This window comes from Gemmatimonadales bacterium, assembly GCA_030697825.1.
GTDB lineage: Bacteria > Gemmatimonadota > Gemmatimonadetes > Gemmatimonadales > JACORV01 > JACORV01.
Genome location: JAUYOW010000200.1, coordinates 1 through 19,044 on the forward strand (window position 1 = coordinate 1; position 19,044 = coordinate 19,044).

Here is a 19,044-nt window from a genome sequence, read left to right on the forward strand (position 1 = left end):
AGCTCCGCGACAAGCTGAATCGGCTGAACGAGCGATACGGTGACCGCATAGACTTCCGCTGCGTCGGACCGCTTCCACCCTACAGCTTCAGCACGGTGGAGGTCGGGTGGTTCTCGTTCCCCGCGGTGGATAGCGCGAGAAAGCTGCTTGGCTTGGGGGAGCAGGCGACTCCGGCCGAGGTGAAGGAGGCCTACCACCGCGCCGCATGGAGGAGCCACCCCGACGCGCTTGGGCCCAAGGCCGGTGGCGAGGCGCCGTTCGATGAGGTCGCTGCCGCCAATCGCATCTTGACCGAGTATGGCGAGGCCGGGGGTAGCTCGTTCCGTGAGCTGGATGTCGGTCGGATAGTCGCCGTGCGGCTCCTCCAGCGGGCGGCGGAGGCCAAGCGTGCCTGACGCGGCGAAGTACGTCTACTGCATCGCCGACCTCGGCCCGCAGCGCAGCTTCGGGCCGCTGGGGATCGGCGCTCGGGGCGATGAGGTCACCGCCATCCCCTATCGCGACATCGCCGCGGTGGTGAGCGATTCTCCCCGCATGCGCTACCGGGTGAACTATGAAAACTCGGCCGCCCACGAGCTGGCGATCGAGGCGGTCTTCGCGCATCACACGGTGTTGCCGGTGCGGTTCGGCACCCTCGCCGAGGACGACGACGACGTGCGCGCCATGTTGGAGCTGGAGTACGGCGAGTACCGGGCTCTCCTCGACGGCATGCGGGGCAAGATGGAGGTGGGGCTGAAGGCGGTGTTCGACGAACGGCTGATCTACCGGGAGATCCTGGCCTCCTCCCCGGAGATCAGCCGACGCAGAGAAGCCGTGGCCCAGCTACCGCCGGACCGGGCGCACTGGCAGCTGGTGGAGATCGGCAGGATGGTGGAGGAAGCGCTGAAGGCCGAGAAGGCGCGGGTCCGTGAGGAGATCGTGGGAGCGCTCCGAGGGGCGTGTTGCGACTTCCGCCTCACCGACCGGCTCCTGGGCGAGCGGATGCTCATGAACGCGGCCTTTCTGGTGGAGCGCGCTCGGGAGGCCGCCTTCGAGCGGCAGGTGGATGCCCTGGCCGAGCGGTACGGGGAGCGAATCAAGTTCAAATACGTAACCGGCTTTCCGCCGTTCAACTTCGTCTGCCTCGTGGTCCGTTGGCTGGGACAGAGACATGCTGTTGCTTGACGATCTGCTGCTGCTGCCCGTCAAAGGGTTAGTCGGGATCCTGAGGAGGATCGGCGAGATGGCGGACCGCGAGCTCACCGACCGGGAGTACATGCAGGAGCGGCTGCTCGAGCTTCGTCTCCGCTACGAGATGGACGAGATTGACGAGCCGGAGTACCACCGGCAGGCGGTGCCATGGGAAGCGAAGCTCGAGGCCGCCGACCGGGCGGCCGAGGAGGCCGAAAGAGAGCTGGCCGGTTCCGCTGTTGGCCACGGAGAGGAGGGCTAGGCGATGGAGGGCGCGTTCAAGTGTCCCAACTGCGGCGCGACCACCTGGGGGGCCCTGAAGTGCTGCCCCAAGTGCGGCGAAGCGCTGACCCGGCGGTGCCCGGACTGCGGCGTAACGTGGCGGTACATCTACGACGGCGACTATCAGTACTGTCCCGCCTGCGGGGCCAGAGCGGCCTCGCCGCGTTAGGGGGCGGGTGATGCCGCAGCCGCCGCAGATCGCGCACGGCATCCAGGCCACCAACCTGGCCGACATCCTCGAGCGCGTCCTCGACAAGGGGATCGTCATCGCCGGCGACATCACGATCAGCCTGGCCGACGTCGAGCTGTTGAAGATCAAGATCCGGCTCCTCGTCGCATCGGTGGAGAAGGCGAAGGAGATGGGGATCGACTGGTGGCAGAGCGACCCCGCCCTCTCCTCGAAGGCTAGGGTCATGGAGGAGGAGAACCGGAACCTGAAGAAGCGCCTCGACCAGCTCGAGGCGCGCATCGGCGGCTAGGGGAGGAACGTATGAGAGGACGAGAAGGCGGAGGCGGGTTCGGCCTCGGCGATGTCTTCAGGGGAATGGGCGACCTCATCGAGCTCCTCAAGGAGATGGAGGCGGAGGGCAAGACCGAGGTGGCCCGCACGGGGGAGCTGCGGGGGAAGGGGCGGCTGAAGGACCTCAAAGGGGTCTATGGCTTCAGCGTTAAGGTAGGCCTGGGGGGTGAACCCACCGTTGAGACCTTCGGCAACATCCGCAAGGGCGAGGCAGGCCCCACCGTCGAGGAAGTGCGCGAGCCGTTGGTAGACGTCTTCGACGAGGGCGGTTCGATGCGCGTCCTGGCCGAAATGCCCGGCGTGGAAGCCGAGGACGTGCGGGTGGAACTCAACGACGACGTTCTCATCATCACCGCGGAGGGGAAAGACCGGAAGTACAGCAAGGAGATTCTGCTTCCCGCTAAGGGGCGCCGCGACTCCGTCCAAACCTCGTACCAGAACGGGATCCTCGAGGTTACCGCCGCCAAGGCCGAGGCGCGGCCATGAAGGTCGTCCTGTTCGGCGGCAAGGGAGGAGTCGGCAAGACGACCTTCGCCTCGGTTGCGGCGATACAGCTTGCCGAGTCCGGATCCCGCACGCTCCTGATGTCCACCGACCCGGCGCACTCGCTCTCCGACCGGCTGGAGCAGGAGATCGGCCCGGAGATCACGCCCGTCACGGGCGTTCCGAACCTGTGGGCGCTGGAGGTCTCGGCCGAGCGCCTGTACCTGAAGTTCAAGGGGGACCATGAGGGCGAGATCCGGAACATCCTGGAGACGACCTACTTGGACGAGGAGGACATCAGCGACCTGCTCTCCCTCTCGATTCCCGGGTTGGACGAGGTGATGGCGCTGAAGGAGCTGGTGGAGCTGGTGGACGGCGGGCAGTACGACTTCTATGTCGTGGACACGGCGCCGACCGGCCATGCCCTGAGGTTGCTCGGTCTTCCCCAACTGCTCGACGACTGGATCCGGGTCCTGGCCCGCATGAGCTACAAGTACCGCTACGTGGTCTCGCGGCTGGCCAGGCGCGAGATCCAAGGACCCGCGGAGGACTTCCTCTTCACCATGAAGCAGACGGTGAAAAAGGTGCAGGCCCTGCTGCGTGATCCCGAACGGTGCGAGTTCATCGTCGTCACCGTGCCCGAGATCATGGTGATGGCCGAGACCGGCCGGCTGGTCGAGGATCTCGCCCGTCTCAAGATCCCGGTGCGGCATCTGATCGTGAACCACGTGATCTCCGCGGAGCTTGCTCCTTGTCCTTTCTGCCGTGAGCGGTGGCAGGAACAGCGGCGGGTGATGCGGGGGTGTCAGCAGACCGTCTCTGCATACGAGGTGTGCGATGTGCTGGAGCTGCCTCACGAGATCCGAGGCCTCGGCCGGCTGAAGGAGCTGCGGCTCCCGGCGCCCTGGTTCAGGGAGGAGGCCGGGCGCGTGGCCACTGGCCGCGAGGATGGCGGGGAGCGGCGGTGGGGTGGGCGGGCGAGCCGGGAGCCGCCCGCCGCCGCGCGCGCCGCGGACCGTGGCGGCGAGGGGCGTGCGGCGGCGATGCCGCTGCCCCCTCCCGCCGCCGTTTAGGCGGGCTCGGCACGTGGCCCTCCTCTCAAGCGACGGTCTGGCGCTGCGGGTGGCCGAATCGATGCCCAAGGACGTGGGACGGGGCATCGCGCGAATGGACCCTGAAGACCTCAGGGCCCTGGGCGCCGAGGTGGGTCAGGTCCTCGAGATCAAGGGGAAGCGCCAGACGGTGGCCAAGGCCATGCCCGCCTATGCGGAGGCCCGAGGCAAAACCATCATCCAGATGGACGGGCTCACCAGGGCCAACGCGCAGGTGGGACTCGATGAGCGGGTGCAGGTGCGGAAGCTCTCCGCCAACCCGGCCGTCAAACTCGTTCTCTCACCGCTCTCACCGATGCGCGCGGTCCAGCGGGAGCCCGACAGCCGCTACCTCGGCCGGCTGCTCGAGGGTCTGCCCGTCGTCGTCGGCGATCGGATTCGCGCCACGCGGTTCGGGACGGTGGCCCAGGAGTTCACCGTCCTGGAGACGGCCCCCCCGGGGGCCGTCATCGTTCAACCCACCACGGTGCTGCGCATCAAGCAGGCCGAAGCGGCCGGGGAGGCGGCGAAAGTCTCCTATGAGGACATCGGCGGGCTCACCAAGGAGATCCGGCGCGTCCGGGAGATGATCGAGCTGCCGCTCAAGTACCCGGAGATCTTCGAGCGGCTGGGCATCGGCGCCCCCAAGGGCGTGCTGCTGCACGGTCCGCCGGGCTGCGGCAAGACGCTGATCGCCCGGGCCGTGGCCAGCGAGACCGACGCCACCTTCCTGGCGGTGAGCGGGCCCGAGGTGATCCACAAGTTCTACGGGGAGAGCGAAGCCAAGCTGCGCAAGATCTTCGAGGAAGCCGAGCGGCACGCGCCCAGCATCATTTTCCTCGACGAGATTGACGCCATCGCCCCCAAGCGCGAAGCGGTCGTGGGCGAGGTGGAGAAGCGGGTCGTGGCGCAGCTCCTCGCGCTGATGGACGGCCTCCGATCGCGGGGGCAGGTGATCGTCATCGGCGCCACCAACATCCCGAACGCCCTGGACCCCGCGCTGCGCCGGCCAGGGCGCTTCGACCGGGAGATCACCATAAGCATCCCCGACCGCAAGGGACGGCGGGAGATCCTGGAGATCCATAGCCGGGGGATGCCGCTCGCGGACGGGGTGGACCTCGAGCAGTTGGCGGACATGACCCACGGCTTCGTCGGGGCCGATCTTGAGGCCCTCTGCCGCGAGGCGGCGATGGCGGCTCTGCGGGGCATCCTCCCCCAGATCGACTTCGAGGCCGGCGCCATTCCCTATGAGGTCGTGGCGGAGCTACGCATAGACCGCGAGCACTTCGCCGAAGCCTTCAGGGACGTCGAGCCCTCGGCCCTCAGGGAGATCACCGTCGAGATCCCCGACGTCCGGTGGGACGCGATCGGCGGCCTCGAGGAGGTGAAGGAGGAGTTGCGGGAGGCTCTGGAGTGGCCGCTCACGTACGCCGGCCTGTTTCAGCACGCCGGCGCGCGGCCGCCCAAGGGGATCCTCCTCTACGGACCGCCCGGCACCGGCAAGACGCTGCTCGCCCAGGCCGTGGCCACCGAGAGCCAGGCCAACTTCATCTCCGTCAAGGGACCCGCCCTCATGTCGAAGTGGGTGGGGGAGTCGGAGAAGGGCATCCGGGAGATGTTCAAGCGCGCGAAGCAGGCCGCTCCCTGCCTGATCTTTTTCGACGAGGTGGACGCGCTGGCGCCGGTGCGCGGGGGAGCAGGCGACTCTCACGTCACCGAACGGGTGATCAGCCAACTCCTCACCGAGCTGGACGGGATCGAGGAGATGCGCGGAGTGGTGGTCCTGGGCGCGACCAACCGGCTCGACATCTTGGATCCCGCGCTGCTCCGGCCGGGGCGGTTCGACTCCCTGATCGCCATCCCCCTCCCGGATGAGGCGGCGCGGTTGGCCATCTTCGGGGTCCACTGCCGAGGAAGGCCGCTCGCCGAGGACGTAGACCTGGCGGCGCTGGCAAAAGGGAGCGAGGGCTGCTCCGGTGCCGACATCGAGGCCGTGTGCCGCAAGGGCACGATGCTGGCGATTCGCGAATACCTCAAGGCGCACCCGTGGGGCAGCGACCCCGCCTTTCGGGGCTACGCGCTGAGGATGTCCGATCTCGGCGAGGCGCTGGGGTCGCTTCGGGCAACGGAACCGGAGCGCGGATGGGCGAGGTGAGGGGGAGGCTCCTCGTGGTGGAGGATCAGCAGGATCTTCGCGAGCTGCTCGCCACGGCGTTTTCCCTCGAGGGGTACGCGGTCAGCACGGCGGCGAGCGGGGAGGAAGCGCTCGCTCTGGTGCAGCGAGAGGTGCCCGACCTGATCGTGCTGGACCTCGCGCTGCCCGGGATGGGCGGGATCGAGACGCTGAGGCGCATCAGGGAAGGCGGCCGCGCACCCCAGGTGGTGATCGTCACGGCTCACGGGACGCCGGCGCAGATGAGGGAGGCGATGGCGCTGGGCGTGCGCGAGTTCATCGGCAAGCCGTTCGACCTGGATAGGCTGCTCCGCGTGGTCGCCGGCGAGATGAAGGAGGTAAAGCCTCCACCGCGTGAGGGATGATGAGGAAGCTGCTGTACGTCCCCATCGTCCACAGCGTGGCGGACATGGGTTCCAAGGCGGAACCGCTGAAGCAGCGGTTCGTCGAGCGCTTCGGGGCCGAGCGGTGGTCGGACCGCCGCGAGCTGATCGAGGAGTTGTGGCAAGGCATTCGAGAACGGCTGCTGGCTCAAGACCTGCCGTGGGAGAAGGTGCGGCTGTACCAGGACGGGCTTCCGGTCTGCGGTCGGGAGCTGGAGATCGTGCGGCAGGTGGCCGCCCAGGGCAGCAGGAACTACGGGCTGGTCCTGGAGCTGATCGACAAGGGGGCGCGGCTCGAAGGCACCGAAGAGCCGGCGTTGCTGCGCAGAGAGTACGAGTTGATCAGCGCCGTCGCGAGCGCCGACGAGGAGGGGACCCGCACGCGGGCCAGAGACCAGTACGCCGAGGAGGGGCCAAAGATCCTGAAAGCGCGCGACGAGTTCATCAGCCGTCGCATTGACCAGACGTTGCGCGGCGGCGAGGTAGGCGTGCTCTTCGTGGGGGTGCTCCACGAGGTGGACCGCTTTCTGCCGAAGAATATCCGCGTCCGGTACTTGATCCATCGGTTGCGGCTCGAGGAGGGCCTGGAGCCCTGATGTGCGCCGCCCGCGACGTGCCGAACGTTTCCGCCGCGTCGCCGCCCGCGCACGGTTGGTATGTGTACGCGCTGGTGCTGCCGGGGGACCTCGTGCCCCCGGAGGGGATGGATGGGAAGTCGCCGGTCACCCTGCTCGTGTCCCGCGGAATCGGGGCGGCGGCGAGTGTCGTGCCGCTCGCTGAGTTCGGCAGCGAGCCCCTGCGGCGAAACCTGCAAGACGTGGGATGGCTCGAGGAGAAGGTGCGGCGGCACGAGCAAGTTGTGGAGGCGCTGCTGGCGCGCGGGCCGGTTCTCCCGCTGCGGTTCGGCACCGTCTTCCTGGGCATCAAGCGGCTGCGCGCGGTGCTGGCCAGGAACGCGCGGACCTTGCGCGAGGCGCTGCGGTACGTGGCCGGCAAGGAGGAGTGGGGACTGAAGGGCTTCTCGCACGGCGCCTCCGTGCGAACCGCGCTGTTGCGGGACGACCCAGCCCTTCTCGCCCAGGAAGCCGGCGCGGCCGGAGCGTCGCCCGGGCACCGTTTCTTCGCGCGAAGGAAGTCGGAAGAGCTGCTCGCCACGCGGTCGCTGGAGCGGGAGGTGGAGCTCGCTGACGACGCGGCGGCGGCCGTGGCGCCGCGGGTAGTGAGGCTGGTTCGGAATCCGGCTGCCGCCGGCTTCGCCTCCGAGGGCGAGCGTCTCGTCCTGAGCCTGGCCTGCCTCCTCGAACGCCGCGTGGTCGAGCCCTTCCTCGAGGAGGTGGAGCGCTGGAATGGGGATCATCGCCGCGACGGCTTTCGCCTCACGGCTTCGGGCCCCTGGCCGCCGTACCACTTCACGCCGGGGTTGCCGGTAGATGCCTGAGTATGCGCCGGAGTCGCTCCTCGAGCGGCAGGTGACGCTGCTCGAAACCCTGGACCGCGTCCTCAACCGCGGCGTGGTCGTCGCGGGCGACCTCACGCTCTCGGTCGCCGATGTGGACCTGATCCACGTGGGGCTTCGCCTCCTGCTCTGCTCGGTGGAGACCGCGAGGGAGTGGCGCGTCCCCGGCACCTTCCCACTGTCCCACCCATGACGGCAGTCTACCTGTACGGTGTGGTCGGCTGCCGCCCGCCGTTCGCGCCAGGCGTCCTGGGCCTGGGCGACAGCCCGGTCTTCCTGGTGGGGGGTCCCGACCTCGCAGCTGTCGCGAGCTACTCACCCCTCGACCTCTGGCCCATTGACGAGGCGCACGTGAGGCGGCACCAAGCGGTCGTCGAGGCGATCATGCGTGACCGGCCGGTCTTGCCGATGCGCTACAACAGCCTCCTCCCCGACAAGAAGGCCTTGACGCGATTCCTGCGGCAGCGCTCACGCGCCCTCGTGGCGGCGCTCGGACGGGTGGGCGGGAGCGTGGAGATGGGTCTCCGAGTTCTTGCGCCCGCTCCCGGGGCGGGAGCCGTCCCTGGGCGCCCGCTGCCGTTGCGCGGGCGCGGCCCAGGCACGAGCTACCTGCGACGAAGGATGGAGGAAGAGCGCCGAGGGGCTCGAGAGCGCAAGCGGGGCCAGCAGCTCATCGGAGAGCTTGGCGCGCTGCTGGAGCCTCTGGTGGTGGAAAGCAGCCTCCGCCCGTTTCTGACCGACCGGTTGACGCTGAGCGCGTCCTATCTGGTGGCCCACGACCGTGTCGCCGCCTTTCGCGAGCGGGTCGGCGTCGTCCAGCGGCGCTTTTCCGCCTTCGGCTTTCTGCTCACCGGTCCCTGGCCTCCGTACCACTTCGCGAACGGATCGCCCGATGGCTGAGTCAGGTTCTAACCGGGAGGCGACGCTCCTCGGCGTCGCGCGAGAACTGGAGCAAATCACCGGAGCGCTGCCAAGGAGGATTGACGCGAGTCCCGACCAGGCGGCGCAGGGCCTGGCAAAGCTGGTGCTCACGCTCATCGAGCTGTTGCGGCGGCTCCTTGAACGTCAGGCCGTGAGGCGAATCGAGGCCGGCTCCCTCACCCCGGAAGAGATCGAGCGCATGGGCGTCACGTTCATGAGGCTCGAGGAGAGAATGGGCGAACTCAAGGCGCACTTCGGCCTGAGCGATGACGATCTCAACCTCTCGCTCGGTCCGCTGGGCGACCTGATGTAGGGGTGAAGACGCAGCGGGCGCTGTTCCGCCCGGAGCCTTTATGGCCAAGAGTATGACCAGCGCGAGGGATCGCGGACGAGTGACGACTCGTAAGTGTAGGCGGAGGGCGAGGGATTCGAACCCCCAAGGGCTTGCGCCCGGCGGTTTTCAAGACCGCTGCCTTGCCAATTAGGTCTAGCCCTCCGAACGGGACGTAAAGTAAGCGCTAGCAGCGAGGTGGCACAACCGGGACCAAGGTGACCCGTCCTGACGATTGACAGCCGGGGAACGCCGTAGCTTCTTAGGGTACCCCAGGTGGTAGAGTAACCGCGTCGCAGCCCCCCGGCGCGGCCGTGGGGGCGGAGGCCCGATCGACACCCTGCCTGACGAGTCTCACCACGCCGAACCGACGGATGCGGCCCTCGCATCGCTGTTCGATGCGAACCCGCTCCCTATGTGGATCTACGACGTCGAGACGCTGCGTTTCCTTGCGGTGAACGACGCGGCCGTTCACACCTACGGTTACTCCCGAGACGAATTCCTCGCCATGACGATCCGGGACATCCGCCCGCCGGAGGACGTCCCGAAGCTCGAGCAGCTCGTCGCCGGCGAGTCAGATGGGCTGCAGCACTCCGGCATGTGGCGGCACAGTCGGAAGGACGGGACCGTCTTCGACGTCGAGGTGACGAGTCACACCGTCACGTTCCAGGGCCGGAACGCCGAGCTTGTTTTGCCGCGTGACGTGAGCGACCGGGTCCAGTTGGATCGCGAGCGCCGGCGCTCCGAGCACGCGGTCGTCCGCAAGTCGGAGGCGGCTCTCCGAGCCCTCGTGGACCACGCCGTCTTCGGGATGTACCGGAGCACTCCGGACGGCCGTTTCACCATGGTCAACCAGACCCTCGTGGACCTGCTCGGGTATTCCTCCGCATCCGAGCTCCGTGGCGTGAACATCGCCCGCGATGTGTACCAGAGCCCAGAGGACCGCGGCCGCCTGGTATCGCAGGCGTTGCGGTCGGACGTCCACGATGTCCGCGAGGTCGAGTGGAAGCGCAGGGACGGGAGCCCGATCATCGTGCGCCTCTCCGGCCGGACGGTCCGCGCGGAGGATGGCTCAGTCGAGGCGTATGAGATGATAGTCGAGGACGTCACCGAGCGGCGCACGCTGGAAGAACAACTGCGGCAGGCACAGAAGATGGAGGCGGTGGGCCTCCTGGCCGGCGGGATCGCGCACGACTTCAACAATCTCCTCGCGACCATCCAGGCTACCGCCGAGACGGTCCGCGCCGAGCACCAGGGCGACGCCGTGCTGACCGGCGAGATCGAGCAGATCCTGCGGGCCAGCGAGCGCGGGGCGGCGCTGGTCCAGAAGCTGCTGGCCTTCGGCCGCCGACAGCGTCTGGAGTTGCGCCCCGTGAACCTCGCCGACCAGGTGCGTGAAGCGGCGCTTCTGCTGCTGCGCGTCGTGCCCGCGAGCATCGCGATCAAGCTGGTCTTCGAGGACGCGGCGGCGACGGTGCGCGCGGACCCGGGCGCCATCGAGCAGATCCTGATAAACCTTTCGACGAATGCGCGCGACGCGATGCCTGAAGGAGGCACGCTGCTCATCCAGACCTTCCGCTCCGTGCTGGACGAGACCTACTGCGCCACCCAGGGGTGGGCGACGCCGGGTGAATACGTGGTACTTGCCGTCAGCGACACCGGCGTCGGAATGGACCCGGAGACGCTGCGCCACGTCTTCGAGCCGTTCTTCACGACCAAGCCGGTGGGTGCGGGAACGGGCCTCGGCCTCGCCACCGTATACGGACTGGCCAAGCAGCACGCCGGCCTGGTCCACGTGTACAGCGAGGTTGGAATGGGGACCTCCGTGAAGGTCTACCTTCCGCGGTCCGGAGAGGCGGCGTCCCCCGCGCCTCGAGTCGCCGCTGCGGTCGTGCGCGGTGGGAACGAGACCATCCTGCTCGCCGAGGATGAGGAGTCGCTGCGCCGAGCCGCGAAGCGCGTCCTGGAGAAGCACGGCTACACTGTGCTGGCGGCATCCGACGGAGAGGAAGCCCTGGAGATGCTCCGCGCCAACGCCGGCCGGATACGCCTCGTTCTGTCGGACGTGGTGATGCCGAGGCTGGGCGGCCCGCAGTTCATCGCCCGGGCGCGAGCCGAAGGCTTTCGGACTCCGGTACTGTTCAGCAGCGGTTACACGGCGCGCGACATCGAGCAGACGGCCGCGCTCGAAGCGGGCGCGTCCCTGCTGCCCAAGCCGTGGACGATCACGGACCTGCTGCGGCGGGTGCGCGAGCTGCTGGACGCGCCGGAGCCGGGCTGACGGCCGCGCCCGCGGCGACAGGCCTTCCCGGCAGCGGAGGCAGGAGCCCCTCCGCCAGCAGGTAGTCCCGGATCTCCGCGGCCACCAGCCGGTGGCCGTTCGCGCGCCAGTGGTTGACCGTGTCGAAGACCTCGCCGCGTTGGGCGGCCTCGGCGAAGCGCCGCCGAAGGAAGAGGCACCGCGCGCGGCGCGCCGCGCACCAGGTCGAGAGGAACCGTTCGTTGGCCGTCACGCCGGGACTCGGGTCCACCACTTCGCCGAGCGCGGGCAGGTAGACGAACACCGGTACCGCGCCCGCTTGGCGCGCCGTCGCCGCCATCTCGTCGAGGATGGCGCGTGAGACCCGCTCCATCCGGCGCTCGTTGGCGCCCGACGCCCACCGGAAGCGCTCCACCACCATCGTCACCAGGTCCCAGGCCCGCGAGCGGTACGGCTCGCGCGCCAGGATCGCTTCGGGCTCGGGCACTGGGACGTTGGTGAGGCGAAGCGCGCCGCTGTCCAGCGCGAACCTCGGCTTGGCGTAGCTGCTGAACGTGAACAGGTTGCGATAGGTGTCGAACCGCACATAGCCGAGGATGACCACGTCGGGCCGGTACTTCACGCCTTCGTCCCGCAGGTACAGCAGCATCTGGTCGTGGCCGTAGCCGTGCTCCCCCAGGTTGAGGACGTCGGTGGACGGCAGCAGTTGCTCGAGGAGTTGGGAGTAGGTCTCGTCGTCGGAGACATCGTCGCCGAAGGTGTAGGAGTCGCCGAAAATGAGGATGCGGTGGCGCGACGGGTCGCGCTGGTAGGCGTACTCGGCACGTCCCCGCAGTCCGTGGGAGTTGGAGTTCAGGATCCGGCCGTCGAAGACCGGTACGTCGCGAAGCCCGGGCCAGAGCGTCCAGCCGCGCGTCGCGTGGTACTTGTCGAACTGGTACCCGAAGCGCTGCCCTGCCGCGCGCCGCCGCACCCACAGCAGGCGGGACGAGGCCTCGTCCCAGCCCTTGACCCGGTAGTACACGCGGTCGTTGGAGAGCGCGACGCGCGCGCAAACCTCGACCAGGACGAACAGGAACACGACGTATGCCACCACCGCCGCGGCGCGCCGCGCCCAGCGGGGCAGCGCCACTAGCGCACCACGAACGTGACGCCGCTGCTCACGGGCATCGCGATTTCCCGAGCGCCGGGGGCCGGGGTCGGCTCGGTCATGGGGTGCGGATGGCGCGGGTCACCCACCGGCACACCGGCAGCTGCCGGTCCGCGCCGCGCACCGCGCCACGCGACCGCGACGCGACCCGCACCACCGCGCGCGGCGTCCAGTTGACGGGCACCGAGATGGTGTAGTCGCGCCCGTGCCGTCTGACCCCGAGTACCGCCAGCTCGAACGGCAGGTGTTGCGCCCATTTCAGGTTGAGCTGGCGCGTGGGGAGGAGCAGCGAGCCCGCGGACACGCTGTCACCGTCCACCGACACCACCGTGTCGCCGACGACCAGGCCCTTGATGCGGAACGGCGAGTCGGGCGCGATCCATCCCACCACGGCGCGGTTCCGGGACACGCCGACCAGGGCCACGCCGGGCAGCGGTGCGGCGCGGCACGAATCGAGGGGCACGGAATCGAGGGTGGCGCGAATCTCTCGCGCGAACGCCGACAGGGTCGGGTAGCGAGTCCGGTCGCGCTCGTAGCGCGACAGCGCATCCTCGAGCCACGGCACCAGCGCCATGTTGGTGTTGAGCGCCTCGCTCCGTGCCGCCCACGTCGCGGTGGGGCTCGTAGCGGCAAGCACGCGAAGCGTGACGGCGCGCGCGAGCTGCTCTCCGAGGGCCTCGTCCCAGAAGAGCGACGCGTACCCCGAGCGCACCATCTCACCCTCCACCGCCTCGCGGAGACCGGCGCTTCCCTCGAGCATCTCCGGGTGCTCGGCGAGCAGCCGGCGTATCGAGACGTGCGCCAGCTGGTGCGCGAGCGCGAGCCACACGTAGTTGGGCGAGCGGAACGAGCGGGCCGGGAAGACCGGGTCGGGGGCGAGGAAGATCCGCCAGTCCGGGCCTCTGGGCTCGGCCGCGTCCACCGACGGGCTGTTGAACCCTACGGCGAAGGTCCGCGCGAGCGTGACGTCGAACGTGAGATCCGCGTAGCCGGTGTACGCGATCACGGCGCTGTCGAGTGCCTTGGAGCGGGTGAGCGCCACGTACACGTCCGAGAGGTCCTGCCGCCGCGACTGGGCGTTCAGCCCCTCGAGGATGACGGGCGCGGCCCGCGGCGCGAAAGCGCGCGCCGCGTCGATGAAGGCTCGCATCGCGCTCTTGAAGGACGCGTTGCCGGTGAAGCAGCGCCGCTCGCCCGCGAGCAGGCCGCACGCCGAGTCGGGAAGGTCGGGGTGCGCGTAGCTCTCGATCACCATGCCGACGGGCATGGGGCCCAGCGCGCGCGCCAGCCTGAACGCCGAGTCGCCGAGCTCGGTGGTAAGGGCCTGGAGCCAGTGGCGGAACGGTCCCTGCGGCGGCACCTGCGCGGTATCGGCGAGCTTGAAGACCACCCCGACGATGTCGAGCGTGGAGTCGGTGCGCACGACCGTCTTCCCCACCGTGAATGAGGCGGTGTTCTCGGGCAGCTCGCTCCCGCACCCGATGACGGCGGCGCCGAGGACCGCCACCACCGCCCGTGATCTCACTCCCCTCACTCCCCTCACTCCCCTCACCTCATCATCTAGTGCCTGAACTGCCTCACCCCGGTCATGATCATCGCCATCCCATGCTCGTCCGCCGCGGCGATCACTTCGGCGTCCCGCACCGAGCCGCCGGGCTGGATGATCGCGCGCACCCCCGCTTCCGCCGCAGCCTCGACTCCATCAAGGAACGGGAAGAAGGCGTCGGACGCGAGCACACAGCCCTTGGTCTCGTGTTTCGCGGCCTTCGCCTTGTGTATCGCCAGCATCGAGCTGTCCACCCGGCTCATCTGCCCGGCGCCTATCCCTATCGCCCGGCGGCCCCTGGCGAGCAGGATCGCGTTCGATTTCACGCTCAGCACCGCGGCCCAGGCGAAGCGCAGGTCGACGAGCTCTTCGTCGGTTGGCGACCGTTTCGTGGGGACCTTCCATCCGCTCTCGTCCAGGTCGTGCCGCAGGCGCTCCTGCACCAGGAACCCGCTCCGCACCCGCTTGAAATCCAGTGCACCCTCGTCGGAGCTCGGCACCTCGACCACGCGCAGGTTCTTCTTCCGGGCGAGGACCGCGGCCGCTTCGGGCTGGAAGCGCGGCGCCACGACGACCTCGATGAAGAGGTCCGCCATCGCCTCGGCCGCCTCGGTCGTGACGACGGTGTTGAACCCGACGACCGAGCCGAAGGCGGACGTGGGGTCGGTAGCGGCGGCGCTCGCGTACGCCTCCGCCGGGTTCCGTCCGATCGCGAGGCCGCAGGGAGTGGTGTGCTTGATGATGGCGCAGGCTACCTCGCCGGGAAAAGCTCCCACCGCCGTGAGGGCCGCGTCCACGTCGAGAAGGTTGTTGAATGACAGCTCCTTGCCCGAGAGCTGCGAGAGCGACGCCAGGCCGCCGGGCTCGCCGGTTCCGTAGAACGCGGCGTGCTGGTGCGGGTTCTCGCCGTAGCGCAGCGCTTGGTGGCGCTCCAGGACGAGCACGACCGTCGGCGGGAGCTCGCCCGCGCTCCCCTGGGCGACGTACGCGGCGATGGCGCCGTCGTAAGCGGCGGTGTGCGTGAACGCCTTCGCTGCCAGCTCACGGCGCATCGCCGCATCAGGCCCGCCCTTCCGGAGTGCGTCCAGCACCCGGCCGTAGTCCATGGGGTCCACCACGACGGTCACCGACTCGTGGTTCTTGGCGGCGGAGCGCAGCATGGATGGTCCGCCGATGTCTATCTGCTCGATCGCGTCGTCGAACGACGTATTGGGCCGCGCGATCGTCTCGCGGAACGGGTAGAGGTTGACGGCGACGAGGTCGATCGGAGTGATGCCGTGAGCGCTGAGCGCGTCGAGGTCGCCCTGCACCTTGCGCCGCGCCAGGAGGCCGCCGTGCACCGCGGGGTGCAGCGTCTTCACTCGGCCGTCCATCATCTCCGGGAAGCCCGTCACCTGCTCCACGGTGGTGACGGGCACGCCGCCCTTGCCGATGACGTGCGCCGTTCCGCCGGTGGAGACGATGTCCCACCCCAGCTTCGCGAGACCGGCGGCGAACTCCACCGCGCCGCGCTTGTCGGATAGCGAGATCAGCGCGCGAGGCATTACCAGGCTTCCGCGATGGCGCGCGTGATGTCGGCGAGCGCCAGCAGGTCCGCGAGGTCGATGACCTCGGCCGGGGAGTGCGAGTAGCGCAGCGGCCAGCCGATCGCGACATTGGGCACCCCGAACCGCGTGAACGTCGAGCCGTCGTTGCCGCCGTTGGTGGTGCCTATCTGGAACGGGATGCCCCGGGCCCGGGCGAGCGCGGCGAGGGAATCCACCAGCGCCGGGGGCGTGACCGAGCTGTTGTCCACCGCTCGGGCCACCGCGCCCCGGCCGACGAGGGCGTTGGCGAACGTCTTGATCTCGAGCGGCGCGTCCGACGAGACGAAAGTGTCCAATGCGTGCACGCGGATCGGCTCGCCGCCCAGCCGTTGCGCGGCGAAGCGCGCCCCTTCGAGCCCGACTTCCTCGCGGGTGGAAAAGATGAACAGGACACTGTGCCGCAGGCGTCGCGGGTCGAGGCGCCGCAGCGCGAGGATCTGGGCGGCGCAGCCCACCCGGTCGTCGAAGGAGCGGCCGGTCGCGCGGTTACCGGCGAGCGAGACGTACTGCTTCGGCATCGTGATCGCGTCGCCCACCCTGATGCCGAGTGAATCCGTTCCGGCGCGGCTCCCGGTGCCCGGGTCCACGCGGAACCCCGACGCCGCCGTGTCAGGGCGGCCGCCGACCAGCGGGACCGGCGGCGTGCGCCGGGGACTCGGCCCCACGCTGTCGCGGGGCGTAAAGACCGCCGGCACGACGCCCTGGGCCGTATGCACCAGCGCCGGCTCGCCCTCGTAGAGCGACGTGAAGAACCCACCGCGCCGGCGCAGCTCCAGCTGCCCGTCGTCCCGGATCGCCGTGACGACGAACCCGATCTCGTCCATGTGCGCTACGAACACTACGAGCGGCGCGCCCTGGCCCACCCGTACGTGCACGTTTCCCGCCGAGTCGATCGTGGGGTTCGCCCAGTCGGGGAGCAGGCGGATGACCGTCTCGCGAACCGGGCCTTCGTGACCGGAGACGCCATAGGACTCGACCAGGCGGCGGATCACGTCGCGCGCCTCGGCGATGCGGGAGTCCTGCTGGGCCGTCAGTCGGCCGGGAGCGAGGACGCTGAGGACGAGGACCAGCGCCAGGGCGCCGACTCGGGCGACCGGCGCGTCTGCGGGTCCGTGCGTGTGCGCGTCTCTCTCTCGGGCGACCTGCGCGTCTGCGCGTCTGCGCGTCTGCGCGTCTGTCTTCATCGCTCCCCTCCCAGAAACCCGACCAGCCGCTGCTCGAGCTGCGCGACGTCGGCGAGCGACACCGTCTCGACGGGCGTTCGCGGGTACCGTGCCGGCAGCGCCCAGGCCGTTACCTGCTTGAAGCCGGAGGCCACCCCGACGCTGTCGGCGGACGACTGCGGCCCGCCGCCGAGGCCCGAACCGGCCGTGGTGCCGCCGACCAGCACGATGTTCGCGGCGGGCACGCCGGTGCCCCGGTCGATGAGTACGAAGCTGGCCCCGTCATTGGCGAAGTGTCTTCTTCGCGTGAAGGCGACGATCGCGGTCCCGTCGCCGGCCGGTGCGCGCCGCGTCGCGGACACCAGGGCGGCGCACGCCGCGCGCGCGCCGGCGAAGGGCGCCGCGACCAGCCGGCCGGATGGCCCGTAACGGTGCGGCCGCTTGGCGCGCGTCACCGGGGCCAGGACCTCGATGCCGAGGCCGCCGGCCTCCGCGGCCGAGACCGCGCCGACGTCCACGTAGGCGTTATCGAGGCTGAACGGATCGTCGGCGCCGCCGGTACGGCCGCGCGTGAGGTGAGTCGAGCGCACCCCGACCACGCCGGCCACCGCTCCCCTCCTGCCGAACACGGTCACGCGCTGGCCCTCGAGGAACTGGTCAAAGAGCGGGCTCGCCGGAGTGGTCCCTACCCGGCGCAGCGTGAGGTACCCGTCCGAGGTGATGCCTCCGACCACGTAACCGATCTCGTCCATCGGGCAGATGGCGATGCGCACCGGGTCGCCGGTGCCGCGCGTCCACACCACGTTGCCGGCGCGGTCGAGCGCCGAGCCCGGCACCGCGGCGAGCAGGCTGTCGGCCATCGCGTCCTCCAGGCCGGACACGGCGCTCATCGCGGCCATGCGGAGCACGAGCGTGTCGGAGGTCTGCGCGGAGGCCGGGCCGGCGAGCGCTGCCAGCAGGGCGGAGGCGAGGGCGTTACGCAGTCGTAAGCGCATGATCGAGGCCGGGTGGAAGGGTGTCCGCGGGGACGAAGCTCTGGGCTACGAGCGACAGGATCGGCAGGCCCGGCAGGTCGCCGGTGGCCCCCATTTGAGGCGTGCTGAACAGCCTGGCGAACCATCGCACTACAGCGGGCAACAGCAGGTGCTCGACCGCGAGCACGCGCGCCGACAGCGTCTCCGGCGTGTCGTCCACCGCCACCGGGACCGGCCACTGCGCGAGGATGCGACCGTGATCGTACTGCTCGTCTACCAGGTGCACGGTGGCGCCGGTGACCCGCACGCCGCTCGACAGCACCGCCAGGTGCACGCGCCGGCCGTACATCCCATGGCCGCCGAACGCCGGCAAGAGCGCCGGGTGCACGTTGAGGATCCGGTTGCGGTACGCCGCGACCACGAGATCGGGCACCCGCTTGAGGTACCCCGCCAGGACGACGAGATCGGTCTGGTGCGCGCGGAGCAGCTGCAGCAGGCCGCTCGAGTCCTGCCCGTCTTCCCTGATGACGGCGGTCGCCGCGCCGGCGCGCTGGGCGTGCTCGAACGCGCCCGCGTCAGGGCGGTTCGAGACGACCAGCGCCACCTGAGCGCCGGCGTCGTCCTTCAGCGCGTCGACCAGCGCCTGGAGATTGGAGCCGTGCCCGGAGGCCAGCACCGCGATGCGAACGCGTGGCACGACGGAAGATAGACTTGAAGACGGGAAGACGCGAAGTTGGGGAACAGGAGCCGGGATGTCAGGGAGGTCTGCAGGCGTGAAAAAGGGCGGGGCACTGTGCCCCGCCCCCTCTGTCTTCAACGTCTTCCTGTCTTATCTCAGCGTGATCGTATAGATCCCCGCGCGCCGGCTGTCACCGAAGTTGTTGACCACCATCTGGAACAAACCCGATGACGGCAGCGTGAACGTGATCCGCGAGTCTAGATCGCCCAGCGAATCGTCGTCTTCCGCGAGCCGGTTTCCCGCTCCGTCGAGCAACTGGAGGTAGGTGTCGAACTCCTCGGAGCGCAACTCGATCGTCACGCTCTGGCCGGCGGCGCCCTGGAACTGCCAGATGTCGGCCCAAGTGCCGTCGTTCATCTGCTGGTCGCCCGTTTCGAGGCGGCCCTGGACGGTCGTGCCGACTTGAGCCACGCCGACCGCCCCAGGCGCTGGGATCGAGCCCGTGATCGGGAAGCCCGACGGGACGGCTGTGGGGAGCGTAACGCCGGGCACCACCGCCTGCGGCATCGGCATCGCCATGGGCTGAGGGATGGGCTGTGGCGCCATAACCATCTGGGGCACCGCCGACTGCACCGTCATGGTGTACTGGCCCGGGGTGGTGCTGGACGTGTATGTCGTCACCGCCAGCCGGTAGGTGCCCGCCATCGGGCAGGCGTAGTTGATTCGCGCGTTCAGGCCTTCGCCGGTGTCGTCGTCGCGCGCCACTACGTTGCCAACCGGGTCGAACACCAGGGCGTAGTTGTCCCACGTCGACAGCACGTCCACTTGCAGGGACTGGCCGGCCATGCATGAGAACTGGTACGCCTGGAATGGTTT

General features: G+C 69.3%; 21 protein-coding genes and 1 tRNA gene. 14 read left to right on the top strand and 8 right to left on the bottom strand.

The window, feature by feature from the left end; genetic code table 11:
* From Q8Q85_10680 to Q8Q85_10740, 13 genes are all read left to right on the top strand, one after another.
* Positions 1-395: DnaJ domain-containing protein (locus Q8Q85_10680; GenBank protein MDP3774718.1), on the top strand; the 395-nt coding region annotated here is incomplete at its 5' end.
* Positions 388-1,164 carry a GvpL/GvpF family gas vesicle protein gene (locus Q8Q85_10685; protein MDP3774719.1) on the top strand — a complete coding sequence of 259 codons (777 nt, stop codon included), beginning with the start codon at positions 388-390 and terminating at the stop codon, positions 1,162-1,164. The genes Q8Q85_10680 and Q8Q85_10685, both read left to right, overlap by 8 nt.
* Positions 1,151-1,432: a gas vesicle protein GvpG gene (locus Q8Q85_10690; GenBank protein ID MDP3774720.1), complete on the top strand. Its 282-nt coding sequence runs from the start codon at positions 1,151-1,153 to the stop codon at positions 1,430-1,432. Before Q8Q85_10685 ends, Q8Q85_10690 begins: the two co-directional genes overlap by 14 nt.
* A gap of 199 nt (positions 1,433-1,631) precedes the next feature.
* Positions 1,632-1,931, top strand: a complete 300-nt coding sequence (locus Q8Q85_10695; GenBank protein MDP3774721.1) for a gas vesicle protein — start codon at positions 1,632-1,634, stop codon at positions 1,929-1,931.
* Between the two features lie 11 nt (positions 1,932-1,942).
* Positions 1,943-2,458: an archaeal heat shock protein Hsp20 gene (gene hsp20 / locus Q8Q85_10700; protein MDP3774722.1), complete on the top strand. Its 516-nt coding sequence runs from the start codon at positions 1,943-1,945 to the stop codon at positions 2,456-2,458.
* The gene (locus Q8Q85_10705) at positions 2,455-3,528 is read left to right on the top strand and encodes an ArsA family ATPase (protein MDP3774723.1); all 1,074 of its coding nucleotides are present in this window, start codon (positions 2,455-2,457) and stop codon (positions 3,526-3,528) included. Before hsp20 ends, Q8Q85_10705 begins: the two co-directional genes overlap by 4 nt.
* A 13-nt stretch (positions 3,529-3,541) precedes the next feature.
* Positions 3,542-5,701: a CDC48 family AAA ATPase gene (locus Q8Q85_10710; GenBank protein MDP3774724.1), complete on the top strand. Its 2,160-nt coding sequence runs from the start codon at positions 3,542-3,544 to the stop codon at positions 5,699-5,701.
* The gene (locus tag Q8Q85_10715) at positions 5,689-6,084 is read left to right on the top strand and encodes a response regulator (protein MDP3774725.1); all 396 of its coding nucleotides are present in this window, start codon (positions 5,689-5,691) and stop codon (positions 6,082-6,084) included. The genes Q8Q85_10710 and Q8Q85_10715 overlap by 13 nt, the downstream gene beginning before the upstream one ends.
* Positions 6,084-6,698, top strand: coding sequence for a hypothetical protein (locus Q8Q85_10720; GenBank protein MDP3774726.1), 615 nt, complete (start codon positions 6,084-6,086; stop codon positions 6,696-6,698). The genes Q8Q85_10715 and Q8Q85_10720 overlap by 1 nt, the downstream gene beginning before the upstream one ends.
* Complete coding sequence (locus Q8Q85_10725) at positions 6,698-7,540, top strand: GvpL/GvpF family gas vesicle protein (GenBank protein ID MDP3774727.1); 843 nt, start codon at positions 6,698-6,700, stop codon at positions 7,538-7,540. Before Q8Q85_10720 ends, Q8Q85_10725 begins: the two co-directional genes overlap by 1 nt.
* Positions 7,533-7,751, top strand: a complete 219-nt coding sequence (locus Q8Q85_10730) for a gas vesicle protein (protein ID MDP3774728.1) — start codon at positions 7,533-7,535, stop codon at positions 7,749-7,751. Before Q8Q85_10725 ends, Q8Q85_10730 begins: the two co-directional genes overlap by 8 nt.
* Positions 7,748-8,458 (top strand): GvpL/GvpF family gas vesicle protein, encoded by a 711-nt coding sequence (locus Q8Q85_10735; GenBank protein ID MDP3774729.1) that lies wholly within the window; start codon positions 7,748-7,750, stop codon positions 8,456-8,458. Before Q8Q85_10730 ends, Q8Q85_10735 begins: the two co-directional genes overlap by 4 nt.
* Entirely contained in the window at positions 8,451-8,792 is a 342-nt protein-coding gene (locus Q8Q85_10740) for a gas vesicle protein K (protein MDP3774730.1), read from the top strand. The genes Q8Q85_10735 and Q8Q85_10740 overlap by 8 nt, the downstream gene beginning before the upstream one ends.
* A gap of 100 nt (positions 8,793-8,892) precedes the next feature.
* Here the strand turns inward: Q8Q85_10740 and Q8Q85_10745 are convergent.
* Positions 8,893-8,976: transfer RNA gene (locus tag Q8Q85_10745), tRNA-Ser, on the bottom strand.
* A gap of 174 nt (positions 8,977-9,150) precedes the next feature.
* Between Q8Q85_10745 and Q8Q85_10750 the strand changes: the two genes are divergently transcribed.
* A complete protein-coding gene (locus tag Q8Q85_10750) occupies positions 9,151-11,091 on the top strand; it encodes a PAS domain S-box protein (GenBank protein ID MDP3774731.1) in 1,941 nt (646 codons plus the stop codon).
* Here Q8Q85_10750 and Q8Q85_10755 read toward each other — a convergent pair.
* From Q8Q85_10755 to Q8Q85_10785, 7 genes are all read right to left on the bottom strand, one after another.
* Entirely contained in the window at positions 11,036-12,202 is a 1,167-nt protein-coding gene (locus Q8Q85_10755; GenBank protein ID MDP3774732.1) for a hypothetical protein, read from the bottom strand. The genes Q8Q85_10750 and Q8Q85_10755 overlap by 56 nt on opposite strands.
* Positions 12,203-12,278: 76 nt before the next feature.
* A complete protein-coding gene (locus tag Q8Q85_10760; protein ID MDP3774733.1) occupies positions 12,279-13,745 on the bottom strand; it encodes a PDZ domain-containing protein in 1,467 nt (488 codons plus the stop codon).
* Positions 13,746-13,780: 35 nt separating this feature from the next.
* Positions 13,781-15,310: a bifunctional phosphoribosylaminoimidazolecarboxamide formyltransferase/IMP cyclohydrolase gene (purH, locus tag Q8Q85_10765; GenBank protein MDP3774734.1), complete on the bottom strand. Its 1,530-nt coding sequence runs from the start codon at positions 15,308-15,310 to the stop codon at positions 13,781-13,783.
* Complete coding sequence (locus Q8Q85_10770) at positions 15,310-16,536, bottom strand: M20/M25/M40 family metallo-hydrolase (GenBank protein MDP3774735.1); 1,227 nt, start codon at positions 16,534-16,536, stop codon at positions 15,310-15,312. The genes purH and Q8Q85_10770 overlap by 1 nt, the downstream gene beginning before the upstream one ends.
* Positions 16,533-17,510 (bottom strand): hypothetical protein, encoded by a 978-nt coding sequence (locus tag Q8Q85_10775; protein MDP3774736.1) that lies wholly within the window; start codon positions 17,508-17,510, stop codon positions 16,533-16,535. The genes Q8Q85_10770 and Q8Q85_10775 overlap by 4 nt, the downstream gene beginning before the upstream one ends.
* The gene (gene purN / locus Q8Q85_10780; protein ID MDP3774737.1) at positions 17,491-18,186 is read right to left on the bottom strand and encodes a phosphoribosylglycinamide formyltransferase; all 696 of its coding nucleotides are present in this window, start codon (positions 18,184-18,186) and stop codon (positions 17,491-17,493) included. Before purN ends, Q8Q85_10775 begins: the two co-directional genes overlap by 20 nt.
* A 132-nt stretch (positions 18,187-18,318) precedes the next feature.
* On the bottom strand, positions 18,319-19,044 hold a 726-nt coding region (locus tag Q8Q85_10785), incomplete at its 5' end, for a pre-peptidase C-terminal domain-containing protein (protein MDP3774738.1).